The sequence below is a fragment of the Metallococcus carri genome (assembly GCF_011440275.1).
Classification (GTDB): domain Bacteria; phylum Actinomycetota; class Actinomycetes; order Actinomycetales; family Dermatophilaceae; genus Metallococcus; species Metallococcus carri.
The window spans coordinates 41184-54037 of sequence record NZ_JAAOIV010000004.1; the positions used below are offsets into that span (position 1 = coordinate 41184).

The 12854-nt window shown below is 70.9% G+C and carries 13 protein-coding genes and 4 tRNA genes; 4 read left to right on the forward strand and 13 right to left on the reverse strand.

What is annotated here, in order from left to right; genetic code table 11:
- Position 1 precedes the first annotated feature (1 nt).
- On the forward strand, positions 2 to 1111 hold the full coding sequence (gene purM / locus G9U51_RS06755) for a phosphoribosylformylglycinamidine cyclo-ligase (protein ID WP_166195091.1): 1110 nt from the start codon (positions 2 to 4) through the stop codon (positions 1109 to 1111).
- Between the two features lie 12 nt (positions 1112 to 1123).
- On the opposite strand, the gene G9U51_RS06760 is transcribed toward purM, so the two are convergent.
- From G9U51_RS06760 to G9U51_RS06785, 6 genes are all read right to left on the reverse strand, one after another.
- Positions 1124 to 1321, reverse strand: a complete 198-nt coding sequence (locus G9U51_RS06760; protein WP_166195094.1) for a DUF3073 domain-containing protein — start codon at positions 1319 to 1321, stop codon at positions 1124 to 1126.
- A 191-nt stretch (positions 1322 to 1512) separates the two neighbouring features.
- Positions 1513 to 2100 carry a copper resistance CopC family protein gene (locus G9U51_RS06765; protein ID WP_166195097.1) on the reverse strand — a complete coding sequence of 196 codons (588 nt, stop codon included), beginning with the start codon at positions 2098 to 2100 and terminating at the stop codon, positions 1513 to 1515.
- Between the two features lie 87 nt (positions 2101 to 2187).
- Positions 2188 to 2260: transfer RNA gene (locus tag G9U51_RS06770), tRNA-Phe, on the reverse strand.
- A 25-nt stretch (positions 2261 to 2285) separates the two neighbouring features.
- Positions 2286 to 2362: transfer RNA gene (locus tag G9U51_RS06775), tRNA-Asp, on the reverse strand.
- A 26-nt stretch (positions 2363 to 2388) separates the two neighbouring features.
- Positions 2389 to 2461, reverse strand: a tRNA-Glu gene (locus tag G9U51_RS06780).
- Positions 2462 to 2553: 92 nt separating this feature from the next.
- Positions 2554 to 3609 carry a PHP domain-containing protein gene (locus tag G9U51_RS06785; protein ID WP_166195100.1) on the reverse strand — a complete coding sequence of 352 codons (1056 nt, stop codon included), beginning with the start codon at positions 3607 to 3609 and terminating at the stop codon, positions 2554 to 2556.
- Positions 3610 to 3647: 38 nt separating this feature from the next.
- Between G9U51_RS06785 and G9U51_RS06790 the strand changes: the two genes are divergently transcribed.
- Positions 3648 to 4118, forward strand: coding sequence for a hypothetical protein (locus tag G9U51_RS06790; RefSeq protein WP_166195103.1), 471 nt, complete (start codon positions 3648 to 3650; stop codon positions 4116 to 4118).
- 3 nt (positions 4119 to 4121) lie between these two features.
- On the opposite strand, the gene G9U51_RS06795 is transcribed toward G9U51_RS06790, so the two are convergent.
- Entirely contained in the window at positions 4122 to 4769 is a 648-nt protein-coding gene (locus G9U51_RS06795; RefSeq protein ID WP_166195106.1) for a hypothetical protein, read from the reverse strand.
- A gap of 93 nt (positions 4770 to 4862) precedes the next feature.
- On the opposite strand from G9U51_RS06795, the gene G9U51_RS06800 reads away from it, so the two are divergent.
- Positions 4863 to 5741, forward strand: a complete 879-nt coding sequence (locus G9U51_RS06800) for a diacylglycerol/lipid kinase family protein (protein ID WP_166195109.1) — start codon at positions 4863 to 4865, stop codon at positions 5739 to 5741.
- Here G9U51_RS06800 and treZ read toward each other — a convergent pair.
- From treZ to G9U51_RS06830, 6 genes are all read right to left on the reverse strand, one after another.
- Entirely contained in the window at positions 5738 to 7459 is a 1722-nt protein-coding gene (gene treZ / locus G9U51_RS06805) for a malto-oligosyltrehalose trehalohydrolase (RefSeq protein WP_166195112.1), read from the reverse strand. The genes G9U51_RS06800 and treZ overlap by 4 nt on opposite strands.
- A complete protein-coding gene (gene treY, locus G9U51_RS06810; protein ID WP_166195116.1) occupies positions 7459 to 9873 on the reverse strand; it encodes a malto-oligosyltrehalose synthase in 2415 nt (804 codons plus the stop codon). The genes treZ and treY overlap by 1 nt, the downstream gene beginning before the upstream one ends.
- 126 nt (positions 9874 to 9999) lie before the next feature.
- Positions 10000 to 10251: an antitoxin gene (locus G9U51_RS06815; RefSeq protein WP_166195119.1), complete on the reverse strand. Its 252-nt coding sequence runs from the start codon at positions 10249 to 10251 to the stop codon at positions 10000 to 10002.
- A gap of 134 nt (positions 10252 to 10385) precedes the next feature.
- Positions 10386 to 10461, reverse strand: a tRNA-Lys gene (locus tag G9U51_RS06820).
- 53 nt (positions 10462 to 10514) lie between these two features.
- A complete protein-coding gene (locus tag G9U51_RS06825) occupies positions 10515 to 11426 on the reverse strand; it encodes an MFS transporter (protein WP_235945696.1) in 912 nt (303 codons plus the stop codon).
- A 5-nt stretch (positions 11427 to 11431) separates the two neighbouring features.
- Positions 11432 to 11719 (reverse strand): MFS transporter, encoded by a 288-nt coding sequence (locus G9U51_RS06830; RefSeq protein ID WP_166195125.1) that lies wholly within the window; start codon positions 11717 to 11719, stop codon positions 11432 to 11434.
- A gap of 32 nt (positions 11720 to 11751) precedes the next feature.
- Between G9U51_RS06830 and G9U51_RS06835 the strand changes: the two genes are divergently transcribed.
- Entirely contained in the window at positions 11752 to 12798 is a 1047-nt protein-coding gene (locus tag G9U51_RS06835; protein WP_166195128.1) for a LacI family DNA-binding transcriptional regulator, read from the forward strand.
- Positions 12799 to 12854 lie beyond the last annotated feature (56 nt).

Genomic DNA, 12854 nt, shown 5'->3' on the forward strand with positions numbered 1-12854 from the left:
GTTGAGCGAAACCCCGATCACCTATGCCGACGCCGGCGTCGACGTGGAGGCGGGTGACAAGGCCGTCGAGTTGATGAAGGCGTCGGTGGCGCGGGCCCAGCGGCCGGAGGTGCTCGGTGGCCTCGGCGGCTTCGCGGGGCTCTTCGACGCCTCGATGCTCGCGCGGATGACCCGGCCGGTGCTCGCCACCTCGACCGACGGCGTCGGCACCAAGGTCGCGATCGCGCAGGCCCTGGACGTGCACGACACCATCGGTTTCGACCTGGTCGGCATGGTCGTCGACGACATCGTGGTGTGCGGCGCGGAGCCGCTGTTCATGACCGACTACATCGCCACGGGCAAGGTCGTCCCAGAGCGGATCGCCGCGATCGTGTCCGGCATCGCGCGTGCCTGCGAGCAGGCAGGGGTGGCGCTCGTCGGCGGCGAGACCGCCGAGCATCCCGGTCTGCTCGAGCCGCAGGAGTATGACGTCGCCGGCGCCGCCACCGGCGTCGTGGAGTATGCCGACCTGTTGTCGCCCGACCGTGTTCGCGCCGGTGACGTGCTGCTCGGTCTGGCGTCGTCCGGGCTGCACGCCAACGGCTATTCGCTGGTGCGGCGGATCGTCGCCTCGGCCGGCTGGTCCTGGGACCGCGAGGTGCCCGAGTTCGGCCGCACCCTCGGCGAGGAGGTGTTGACGCCCACCCGGGTGTACGCCGCCGACCTGCTGCGGCTGATCCGCACCGAAGGCGTCGAGGTGCACGCCCTGTCGCATGTCACCGGCGGCGGACTCGCAGCCAACCTGGCGCGGGTGCTGCCACCGGGGCTGTGCGGCGTCGTCGAGCGGTCCAGCTGGTCGCCGGCACCGGTCTTCGGCGTCCTGCAGCGGCTGGGCTCAGTGCCGCAGGCCGACCTGGAGCGCACGCTCAACATGGGTGTCGGCTTCGTCGCCGCACTCCCGCACAGCAGCGTCGACGCCGCACTCGAAGTGCTCACCCATGCCGGTGTGCCCGCGTGGGTGCTCGGCCGGGTTCAGCCGATGGAGGAGATCGACGCCGCTGCCGCCGAGGTGGTCACCGGCGCCAAGGGCGTGCACGGCGGCGGTGCCCAACTGCTGGGCGATTACGCCTGAATGTCGCGCGGCTCAGTGCCGCGTGGCCCACTGGGCGTAGTCGTCCTCGTCACCCTCGTCGTCGCGACCAGCGTCGGCTTCATCAGCCGCTGCGGTGGACGACCTGGACCGGAGCTCACGCTCCAGCGCATTGAGGTCGGTGTCGGGGCTGAAGTACTTCAGCTCCCGGGCAACCTTGGTCTGCTTTGCCTTGGCCCGGCCGCGCCCCATGGCGAGACCCCCTCATGTCGTGTGTGCCGAGCCGCCGGACGACGCGCCGTGCAGAGCTGTGCATCCGCGATGCGCAGGCCCGCGAGGCGAGATCGTCGGGGGGCCCGGGATCCGTGCGTTTCTGTCGTGGTGTCAACGGTACAACAGCCGTGGAACTTCCTTCGCATCTGTTCGGCGACTGGCCGACCCAATCACTCGTCATCCTTGAGATAACGCCGTGACAGCAGCACGCCGCCGCCGATCAACAGCACCGCGAGCACCACGGCACCGATGACGACGGCCGGAGCGTTGTTCGAGGAATTGGTCGGCGTCTGCTGCGCCGGCGGGGTCGGCGAGGTGCTCGAGGCCGCCGAGCCGGCCGAGTTCGACGCGCTGGAGCCCGATGCCGTCGCGCTGGAGGACGTGCTGGCCGTGGCCCCCGCGACCGTGAACGCGAAGGTGCCCGAGATCGGGTGGCCGTCGGAGGAGGTGACCCGCCATACGACGGTGTACTTGCCGTTCGGCAGGCCGGGCTTCAGCGCCTGGGTGACCACCTTGCCGGTGACGATCGCGGTGCCGGAGGTGACCTCCCCTTGCGGCCCCGTGACCTTCAGCTGGGTGCCGGTCGGCTGCGCGCGATCGGAGAGGGACAACACGATCTTCTCCGGCGGCGCGACCGTGCTGCCGTCCTTGGGCGTTGTTGAGGCGACGCGGTCGTGGGCGCTCGCGGTCGGCATACCGACGACCAGCAGTGGGAGGAGAGCGGCAGCAAGCAGGGCGAGGAGGGACCGGATGCGCATGGCGGCCATTGTGCGAAACGAACCTGTGGGCCAGGCGGCGGGCCGGAACAGCACGAAAGCCCCGCCGCAGCGGGGCTCTTCGAGAAGTGGCCAGAGACGGGGTCGAACCGCCGACCTAGCGATTTTCAGTCGCTCGCTCTACCAACTGAGCTATCTGGCCTGATGCGGCGACTCTACGTCACCACTGGCGACCCCGACGGGACTTGAACCCGCGACCTCCGCCGTGACAGGGCGGCGCGCTAACCAACTGCGCTACGGGGCCTTGCTGGTGCAAGACCGAACTTGCTGTATCCCCAACGGGATTCGAACCCGTGCTGCCGCCGTGAAAGGGCGGTGTCCTAGGCCGCTAGACGATGGGGACCTGTCCGACAGGTCCGCACCCGGCGGTCCGGATCCGTTGTGGACTCGGCAACTATAGGGGACGGGTGAGGCAAGCACCAAAACGCGGCCCGCTCAGCGGATCTTGGCGCTCGCCCACTCGATCAGCCGCTCGGTCTCCCAGGTGTCGATGATCCGCTCCGGTGGTATGCCGGCCGCCTCCGCCCGCGCGCAGCCGTACTGCTGCAGGTCCAGTTGGCCAGGCGCGTGGGCGTCGCTGTCGATGCTGAACAGGCAGCCGATGTCGCGCGCGAGCTCGAGCAGATCGTCCGGCGGGTCGGACCGCTCGGGGCGGGCGTTGATCTCGACCGCGACGTCATGCTCCGCGCAGGCCTCGAAGACTGCCTGCGCGTCGAACTGCGACGGGGCGCGCGTGCCGCGATCGCCTTGAATGAGCCGCCCGGTGCAGTGACCGAGGATGTTGGTCCACGGCTGGGCGATGGCGCCGAGCATGCGCTGGGTGTTGGGCGCCTTGGCCATCTTCAGCTTGGAGTGCACCGAGGCGACGCGCACCTGCAGCTGGCGCAGCATCTCCTCGGACTGGTCGAGCGTGCCGTCGTCGAGGATGTCCACCTCGATCCCCTTGAGCAGGGTGAACTGGCCGCCGAGGTGCTTGTTGATCGTGTCGATGACGCCGAGTTGCTGGGTGAGCCGGGCGGCGGTGAGCCCGTTCGCGACCTTGAGCCGCGGCGAGTGGTCGGTGAGCACCAGGTAGTCGTGGCCGAGCTCCATCGCGGTCGCGACCATCTCCTGAATCGGTGAGCCGCCGTCGCTCCAGTCCGAGTGGGAGTGGCAGTCGCCCTTGAGGGCCGCCTGGATCGCCTCGCCGCCCTCGACCAGCCGGCCGCCGTGCTCGGCCTCCAGGTCGATCAGGTATGCCGGTTGCTCGCCGTTCAGGCACGCCGCGATGACCGCTTCGGTCGAGCTGCCGATCCCGGGGAGCTGCTTGAGGGTGCCTTCCTGGGCGCGCCGTTCCAGCTCCTCGCGCGGTGTGGCGATGACCGTCTCCACGGCGCCTCGGAAGGCTTTGACCCGATAGGTGCCCGCCCGGGCGCGCTCCAGCAGGAAGGCGATGCGCCGCAGCGCGTCGACGGGTTCGGGAGCTTCAGCGGGCGGTGCGGCGGACGTCATACCTCGCACTGTGCCAGGTCCGGATAGGGTCGCGCGCTGTGAGGGCGTGGGTGCTGCTGGCCGGGTTCGTGCTCGCCGCCGGATGGGCGGTGTGGGCGCAGCGGCGCATGCAACGGCGGGTGCTGGCGTTCCTGGTGCGCCGGACCTTCGGGCAGCCACCTGGCAAGGGGGCGCGGCTCACGCACCTGGTGCAGGGCGGCGCGGCCGTCGCCGCAGTGGCAGTCCTCGCGCTCGCCGGGTGGGCGGAACAGGTCGAGCGGTGGTTCTGGTTGCGAATCCCGTTGGCGTTGTTGGTGTTGCTGGTCTACGTGCCGTTCGCGGCGACGCTCGCCCGCATCCACCTGGCGCGGGTGCGGCGCGGCTCGACCCCGCAGGCTCGGCTGCAGCAGATGGGCGCCACGCCCGGCATGGCTGAGGCCATCGCGCGAGCGGGGCGCCCGTGGGCTGTCGTCGGCTCGGTGGTGATGATCGTGGCCGTGCTGATCCTGGCCTGGCACCACCTGCGCTGAGGACTACTCGCCGGCGCGGTGCTTGCCGCCCTGCGCCTGGTCCGTCGCGGACCCGTCGACCTGACCGAGCTGGGTCTGCACGGTCGGCACATTGGCCGAGAACTCGTCCTGGTTGCGCAGGGTGTCGGTGGTGACGGTGGGCTGCTCCGCGGGGCGCACCTCGCTGCCCGCCGGCGGCGTGCTTGCCTTCTTGGTGGCCAGGCCCTTGGCGGCCTGCTCGGCCTTCTTGGTGGCGGCATCCTGCACGGTCTTGGCGATCCAGACGACCGCGATCGCCCCGACGGCCATCAGGATGCGCGGGTGCTGCACGCCCTTGCGGCGCAGGAAGAGCTCGACCTTCTCGTCGGCCTTGACGCCGACGCCGGAGCTGATCAGCGACAGGCCACCGGCGGCCGCGGCGAGGGCCGAGGTGGAGGAGGCGGTGGTGCCGGTGGCGGTCTTGGTCGGCGCGAGACCGAGCTTGCCGCCCTCGGAGTTCGCGCGCGGACCCATCAGCATTGAGCCGGCGGTGCCGGCGATATTGGCGACCCGCAGGCCACGACGGGCCCAGCGCGGGAAGCGGGCGGGAGTCAGCATGACCCCTGCGCCCGCTGCGGCAGCGGCGATGAGGTTCTGGACGGCAGGGGAACGGAGCGCGGACGAGGTCGGCATACGGCCAACTCTAGAGGCGCAGCTGGGCGAGCTGGGCGCCCTTCGGCAGGGATTCCGCGGCGCCGGGTGAGACGGGCTGACACAGTGGCCGGCATGCGCTCGTTCCACGTCATCGTCAACCCCGCCGCCTCGGGCGGTGCCGCCGCGACCAAGGGCGAGGAGCTGGCGCAGCACCTGCGCCGGCGGGGCGCGGAGGTGGCCTTGCGGCGAAGCCCCTCACCCGAGGCGATGAACGGGCTGGTCGCCGAGAGCGTCGCAGCCGGCGCGATCTGTGTCGCCGCGGGTGGTGACGGGATGGTCGATTCCGCGGTCACCCCGGCCGTGCGGCAGGGCGCCACCTTGGCGATCGCCCCGTTGGGCCGAGGCAACGACTTCGCCCGCCAGCTCGGCATACCGACCAAGACCGATCGGCTGGTGGAGGTGCTCCTGCGCGGTGAGCCGAGCGCCGTCGACGTCATCGACGTCGGCCGCCGGTTCGTCGCCTCCAGCGTGTATGCCGGGGTCGACTCGCATGTCTCGCAGATCGTCAACCGGCGGCCGTGGATTCCCGGCCTGCTGCAATATCCGGTCGCTGCCGTGCAGGGCATCGCGACCTTCGCAGCGCGCAGCTACCGGGTCACGATCGATGGCAAAACCTATGACTACCAAGGCTTTTCGGTGGTCGCCGCCAACTCAGGCTATTACGGCAAGGGCATGCACATCGCGCCGGACGCCGACCCGACCGACGGTCTGCTCGACGTGGTGATGATCGCCACGCGGGAGGGCGCGCGGTTCACCCGGCCGCGGTTCATCGCCAAATATCCGCACGTCTATCGCGGCACGCACACCAAGCTGCCGGAGGTGACCATCGCCCGCGGTCGCGAGGTCACCATCGAGGCGGACAATGTCGAGGCGTATGCCGATGGTGAGCGGCTTTCCGCGCTGCCCGTCACGGCTCGGGTGGTGCCCGGAGGGCTCAGCGTGCTGCGCTAGGGCGCCAGGATCGCGACGCCGTCCGGTTCCACGATGACGTCGCCACCGGCGTCCATCGAGGCGTCGAAGGCGGCGAGCACATGCCCGGTCGCGGCGACCCGCACCTCGGTGTCGCCGAGATTGCACACCACCCGGTGCGCTCCGCGAGTGATCGTCACCAGGTCGCCCTCGCGCTGCGTGGTGGTGGTCTCCAGCGACGGGTCACCGAGGTCGGCAACGTTGCGGCGCAACGAAATCAGCGTGCGATACCAGTCGAGCAGCGCGGCATGGGAGGGCTCGGCGAGTTCGTCCCAGCGCAGCACCGAGACGTCCCGGGTCGAGCTGTCCTGCGGGTCGGGCACCTCGCCGCCCCAGCCGTGGTCGGCGAATTCCTCGCGCCGGCCCTTCGACACCGCGGCGGCGAGCTCGGGATCCTCGTGGTCGGTGAAGTACTGCCACGGCGTGCTCGCGCCCCACTCCTCGCCCATGAACAGCATCGGCACATAGGGCGAGGTGAGCAGCAGGGCCGCGCCGATCGCGCAGCGACCGGGGGAGACCAGGTGCGACAGCCGCTCGCCGGTGGCCCGGTTGCCGACCTGGTCGTGGGTCTGCAGGGAGGCGACGAAGCGACGTCCGTCGGTGGCTGCCGGGTCGACCGGCCGGCCGTGCTGGCGACCCCGGAAGGTCGACCAGGTGCCGTCGTGGAAGAACGGCGTGCGGCCGGTCTTGGCGAGCGCGTCGGCATCGGCGAAGTCGGCGTAATAACCCTGGGTCTCGCCGGTCAGCAGGACGTGCCAGGTGTGGTGCACATCGTCGACCCACTGGGCGTGCAGCCCCAGTCCACCCGCGCCACCGGCGGCCCGCGGCGTCACCGTCGCGGGGTCATTGCGGTCCGATTCGGCAATGAGTGTCAGCGGTCGGCCCACCACCGACGACAGCGAATCCGTCTGTGCCGCAAGGTCTTCCAGGAAGTGCACGGCTCGATCGTCGATGAGCGCGTGCACCGCATCGAGGCGCAGCGCGTCGAGGTGGAAGTCGCGGAACCACATCAACGCGTTGTCGATGAAATAGCGCCGCACCTCGTCGCTGTCGGGCCCGTCGAGGTTGACCGCCTGACCCCAGGGCGTGTGGTGCCGGTCGGTGAAATACGGGCCGAAGACGGGCAGGTAGTTGCCACTCGGGCCGAGGTGGTTGTAGACCACGTCGAGGCAGACCCCGAGCCCCCGCTGGTGCGCCGCGTCGACGAATCGCTGCAGCCCCTCGGCACCGCCATACGCCTCGTGCACGGCATACGGGCTCACCCCGTCATAGCCCCAGCCGCGGGAGCCGGGGAAGGACACCACCGGCATGAGCTCGACGAGCGTCACGCCCAGGGCGGCGAGGTGGTCGAGATGACCGATCGCAGCGTCGAAGGTGCCCTCGGACGTGAAGGTGCCGATATGCAGCTCGTAGATGATTGCGTCGTCGAGGGTGGTGCCCTGCCACGAGGCGTCGCCCCAAGTGTGCGCGGACAGGTCGACTACGGCGGACCGGGCGTGCGGACCGTCCGGCTGGGCGAGCGAGCGCGGGTCGGGCCGCTCGTCACCGCCGTCGACCGAGAAGGCGTATCGGTCACCCGGCGAAGCGTCGGCCTCCACCGACCACCAGCCGTCCTCGCTGCGCTGCATCGGCACCGCTGCTTTGCCAAGGTTGAGCTGAATGTCGTTGTGCGCCAACGGGGCCCACACATCGAACCGCATCAGGACTCCTCCTCCAACAGGGCAACCGGTCGGTCCCGCAGCAGGTCGGCGAGAAGCACCCCGCCGTCGCTGACGTGCGGCCGGCCGGTCAGCACGTCGTTCCACCGACCGTCCGGCACCTGCAGTCGTGTGTCACGCCAGCCTCCGGTGGTGGCGAGTCGTCCGGCGGCGCGCGTCGCGACGGCGATCGCCCGAGCGCGTCGACGCCGGCGCAGGAAGCCGCCCTCGACCGAGCGCTCGAAGGCCACCGCGTGTTCGCTCTCGCTGTCGATCGGGCGGTATGCCGCGTGCTCGCCGAAGAGCGCCGGCTCATGCGACCGCAGCGTCAGCGCCCGGTGCACGACATACAGCTTCTCGGCGTCGAGGGAGTCCTCGCGGCCCGGCGGGGCATCGGACACCTGGTCGAGCAGCCGGGCCCGCTGGGTGTAGTCGACCGGCCGCCGGTTGTCCGGATCCACCAGCGACAGGTTGACGATCTCGGTGCCCTGGTAGCCGTCCGGCACACCGGGCAGCATCAGTTGCAGCAGCTTCGCCCCCAGCGTCACCGCGCGGATCGGCTCGCGCACGGTGGCGAGCGCGCCGGCGAGGGCGGTCCGCCACTCTGGCGAATCCCGAAGTGTCACAGCGAAATTCACGACACGCTGCTCGTAGTCGGCGTCGCCGTCGACCCACGCGGTGTGCTCCTTGGCCTCGCGCAGCGCCTTCTGCAGGTAGTCGCGCAACCGCTCGTCGGAGATATCCCCCACGCCGAAGAGCGTCTGCCACACCAGGTGGGCGGTCGGGCCGTCGACACCGGTGCCCGCGGCCTGCGATCGGGCAATGCCTGACAGGGTGGTCCACCAGTGCGGGTCTCCGGCCAGCGCGAGCAGCCTCGCCCGCACGTCCTCGCTGCGCTTGGTGTCGTGGGTCGACAAGGTCGTCATCGTGCGCGGCCAGTGCTCGGCCTGATAGGCCGCCCAGTCGTGCAGCAGCGCCGGGCTGGCGTCGGCGAGCACCGTCGGGTCCGAGCCGACCTCGTTGAGCGCGATCAGCCGGTGCCAGCGATAGAAGGTCGTGTCCTCGATCCCCTTGGCCATCACCGGCCCCCAGGTCTGCTGCAGCCGTATGCCGAAGTCGGTCGCCGCCTCGTCGTCGTCCGCCAGCACGGTGAGCGGCAGCAGAGCCTCCAACTCGGGGCGCAGGTCCGGTCGCTGCTCGATGGCGCGCGCGAAGGCTTCGGCGAGCCGCGCCCGCGCGGCGGGGGACGGGCGGGCGTCCGGCTGCACATAGGCGCGATAGACCTCGCCGCCGACGAGCAACTCGACGATCGCCTCGCGCAGCCGCTCGGGGGAGGCGTCCGGCAGCGCCTCGCGGGCCCGTCGGGTCAACCGATCCACCTCGGGCGCAAGGGAATTGGCCACCACGAAGCGCTTGGCCTGCTCGACCTGATGCTCGAAATCAGGGTCGCCGCCGGCGTCGATCCACGCCTGGTTCACCGCGTCCGCGCCGGCCGGGTCGGTGAGCGCCGCCTGCACGACGCGCAGCGCGTCATACCCCGTGGTGCCCGCGCAGGCCCAGTCGGCGGGCAGCCGCTCGTCGCCCTCGAGGATCTTCTCCACCCAGACTGGGGTGTCCTTGCGGCAGGCGTCGCGCAACCGGGCGAGATAACCGGCGGGGTCGGCGAGACCGTCCGGGTGGTCGATGCGGAAGCCGTCGATCAGCCCGGCGTGGTGCAGCTCGAGCAGCAGCTCGTGGGTGGCGTCGAACACCTCGGGCAGCTCGACCCGCACGGCGATCAGACCGTCCACCTCGAAGAACCGGCGGTAGTTGAGCAGCTCGTCCTTGTCGCGCCAGGACGCCAGCCGGAAGTGTTGGCGCTGAAGGAGTTCGGTCAGGTCGTCGGTGGTGTCGGTGCCGAGCGCAACCGGCCACACGTGGTCGAAATAGCGCAGCACCGGCTCGTCACCGGACCGGTCGAGGGTGATGTCGCCGGCCGCGAGGACGTCCTCCAGCGGTTCGCCGAGGACGGGCAGGTTGAGCCGTCCGCCGCCGACCTTCCAGTCGATGTCGAACCACTGCGCGGTCGCGGCGTCGCGGCCATCGCGCAGCACCTGCCAGACGGCCCCGTTGAGCGACTCCGGAGCGACGAAGGCCATGTGGTTGGGCACGATGTCAACGACGATGCCGAGACCGTGGTCGTGCGCCGCCGCGGCGAGGGCCTCGAACTCCTCGCGGCCGCCGAGCTCCGGGTTGAGGCGGCTGTGGTCGACGACGTCATACCCGTGCATGGAGCCGGGCACGGCGGTCAGGATCGGCGACAGATAGAGGTGCGAGACGCCCAGGCGCGCGAGATAGGGGACCTGCGCGCGGGCGTCGGCGAAGGTGAAACCGGCGTGCAGTTGCAGCCGGTAGGTGCCGGTGAACGGTCGTGCCATGGCTCCCATCCTGCCCGGGCCGCCGGAGCCGGCTCAGCCGGCGTCCATGCCGGGAAGATCACATGACAAAGGGCGCGGCATCTCGATGAGGAGATGTCGCGCCCTTCGAGAACCGAAGTCAGCGCATCACTGCTGCTGCTGGTCGCCGCCCTGCTGGTCGGCAGCCTGGTCGCCCTGCTGCTGGTCGCCACCCTGGCCACCGAACTGGTTCTTCAGCGCCTCCTGGCCCTGGTCGACCTTGTCGGCGTACTGACCGCCGGTCTTCTCGTCGACGAAGTTGCCGGCCTGCTCGACGCCCTGGTCGACCTTGTCCGGGTTCTGGCCCGCGAAGTCCTTGGCCTTGTCGCCCAAGCCGCCTGCGTTGTCCATAAAGCTCATGAGTCGTGCTCCTTCGCAATCTGGTGTCGGAGACGCCGGCGGAGCGCCGACGCGACGCCTGTCACGCTAACAAGGTCCACGCTCGCGCGGGGCGGGACGGCGAGAACACTTCGCGACCGCACAGCCATGGGATGTGGTGGGCCCCCCGGGGCTCGAACCCGGAACCTACGGATTAAAAGTCCGCAGCTCTACCCATTGAGCTAAGGGCCCGTGCTGCCGATCGGCAGCGGCGACAAGCGTAACGGTCGTGAGCGTGGGCGAGTTCACCGCGCCCGCGCGGGCGAGCGGCGGCCCGGCATACGGCGATGACCGGCGGCCCAGGCACTGATTGGTGTCGCTGCGAGGGTGAAGAGGAGGGCGAGTGCGGCGACGCCGAGCAGCGCTCCGCGCAGGTCGCTCACCTCGGTGAGTGCCCCGACGTATGCCGGGCCGAGCAGGAACCCGAGGTAGGCGGTGGCGCCGATGGTGGAGGTGGCGCGGCCGTGCTGTGCGGGGGCGACGCCACGCAGGCTGCGGCTGAGCAGGGTGGGGAACAGCGTTGCCGTGCCGAGGGCGGCAAGGACCAGCCCGACCAGGGCGACCGCGACCGACGGTGCGGTCGCGAGCACGACGCTCCCCGCTGCGGCCAGCGTGCCGCCGCCGAGCAGGATCGCGGTGGGGTGGCTGCGCGAGAGCGGTGCCAAGGTCAGTCGCGCTACGGCAGCCGTCGCGGCGAATGCCGCCGGCGCTGCTGCCGCCACCTGCGGCGAGGCACGGAAGACATCGGTGAGCATGACTGCGCCCCAACTTTGGTGAGCGTTCTCCACGGCATACGCCAGGGCGGCGATCAACCCGACCGCCAGCAGCGGTGCGATCGAGTTCGTCGGTGGGACACGGGGGTTGTGGTCGTCCGTCTCAGCCGCCGAGTCGTGGGGAGGAAGGTGCAGCGGCGCGCTCGTCAGATGCGTTGTCAGGGCGAGAGCGAGGATGGCCGCCGCGACCACCCCGAAAACCGCAATGAGCGACAAGCCGGCACCCAACAGGGCCCCGGTGCCCAGGCTGGCCAGGACCACGCCGACGGAGAAGAGTCCGGCCGAGCGGGTGATCAGGGGACGGTCGCTCACGTGCTCCGCGCGCCCGGCCAGAGCGTTGATGGCGACATCCGCGGCGCCCGAGCTTGCGCCGACCAGCAGCATGCCGCTCACCAGGAGCACCATCCCGTTGGCCGCGGGGAGATGAGCAGGCCGGCTCCGGCCAGGGCGGCGAGCAGCGGGGCGACGACGCGGAGCCCGAACCGGTCGACCACGCGCCCGGCGAGGGCCATCGACGGCAACGCGCCCAACCCGACGAACAGCAGTGCGGTCCCGAGCTGCCCCTGGCTGACGCCCGCGGTCCGGCGCAGGACGGGAAGGGCCGCGCCCCAGGCGCCCCAGAAGACGCCGAACGCGGTGAAGGCGGGGAAGGGCGCCCAGCTGGCTCGCGGTCTCATGATTCGTAACGTTACACAGCTATGCTGGGCCGGTGCCAACGTCGCGGGGTCGGCGCCCCACCATCAAGGATGTCGCGGCGCGGGCAGGCGTGGCCCCGATGACCGTCTCCTATGCCTTCAACCACCCGGCGCGCGTCGCCGAGGCCACCCGGGCCACGGTGCTCGCCGCGGCAGCCGACCTCGGTTATCGCCCCGACAGCACCGCCCGCGCCTTGCGCTCCGGACGCACGCGCCAACTCGGCGTCGTGGTCGGCGAGCATCTGTCCTATCTGTTCGACGACCCCCAGGCCGCGCAGTTTCTCGCCGGCATCGCCGACGTCTGCGTCACCGACAACCTGGGCATGGTGCTGCTTCCGACCCGAGGTGATGCCGATGATGTCGACCGAGTGCTCGCGGCGGCGGTCGACGGCTACGTCCTGTGGACCACGACTGCCGACGATCCCGTGCTCGCCGCCGTCGCGGGGAGCGGGCGCCCCGCCGCGATCCAGGGCGGCCCCGCCCACCCTGGTCTCGCCCACGTCGGCCCCGACGACCGGGCAGCCGCGGCCGCAGTCGCCGAAGCCACGGCGCTCGCCGACGCCACTCCCGTGGTCATCAGCTTCCCGCTCGACCGGCGGCGCGCCAGCGGCCTGTTCAGGGGTCGCGACCTGCCCACGGACGTTCCCTTTCCCGTGACCGCGGCGCGGCTCGGCGGCTATCACGACGCGCTGACCCGCGCGGGCCACGACTGGGCTGATGTGCGGGTCGCCGTGGTGCAGCGCAACCAGCGCACCCTCGGCGAGCAGGCCGCCGCTGCTGTGCTGGAGGAGGTGGACAGCGCCGGTCCGGTGGTGATCTTGGCGATGAGCGACGAACTCGCGCTCGGTGCCCGCGCGGGAGTGGCCGACCCGCAGCGCGACATCACCCTGACCGGCTGGGACGGCTCGCGGGAAGCCTCCGCGGCAGGCATCTGGACGGTCGCGGCCTCATTACGCGACCAGGGTCGTGCGTGTGCGCGGGCCGCCCTGTCGGGCGACCTCGACCATCAGGACGTGCCCTGGCGAGTGGTCGCGCCTGCAGGGTCGACCGCGAACCGGTGAGCTCGCCCGGCCGGGCGAGCGGCGGCCCGGCATACGGTGCCTGAAAAGATGACCGG

Excerpts from the sequence above, each read along its gene's own strand:
- G9U51_RS06760 (WP_166195094.1), bottom strand. The coding sequence starts at position 1,321 with ATGGGGCGCGGCCGGGCCAAGGCAAAGCAGACCAAGGTTGCCCGGGAG.
- G9U51_RS06825 (WP_235945696.1), bottom strand. The coding sequence starts at position 11,426 with ATGCTGCTGGTCGGCGCAAGCTCGGGCGCCGCGGATGTCGCCATCAAC.
- treZ (WP_166195112.1), bottom strand. The coding sequence starts at position 7,459 with ATGCGGTTCGATGTGTGGGCCCCGTTGGCGCACAACGACATTCAGCTC.
- G9U51_RS06830 (WP_166195125.1), bottom strand. The coding sequence starts at position 11,719 with ATGAGACCGCGAGCCAGCTGGGCGCCCTTCCCCGCCTTCACCGCGTTC.
- G9U51_RS06765 (WP_166195097.1), bottom strand. The coding sequence starts at position 2,100 with ATGCGCATCCGGTCCCTCCTCGCCCTGCTTGCTGCCGCTCTCCTCCCA.
- treY (WP_166195116.1), bottom strand. The coding sequence starts at position 9,873 with ATGGCACGACCGTTCACCGGCACCTACCGGCTGCAACTGCACGCCGGT.
- G9U51_RS06795 (WP_166195106.1), bottom strand. The coding sequence starts at position 4,769 with ATGCCGACCTCGTCCGCGCTCCGTTCCCCTGCCGTCCAGAACCTCATC.
- G9U51_RS06785 (WP_166195100.1), bottom strand. The coding sequence starts at position 3,609 with ATGACGTCCGCCGCACCGCCCGCTGAAGCTCCCGAACCCGTCGACGCG.
- G9U51_RS06815 (WP_166195119.1), bottom strand. The coding sequence starts at position 10,251 with ATGAGCTTTATGGACAACGCAGGCGGCTTGGGCGACAAGGCCAAGGAC.
- G9U51_RS06800 (WP_166195109.1), top strand. The coding sequence starts at position 4,863 with ATGCGCTCGTTCCACGTCATCGTCAACCCCGCCGCCTCGGGCGGTGCC.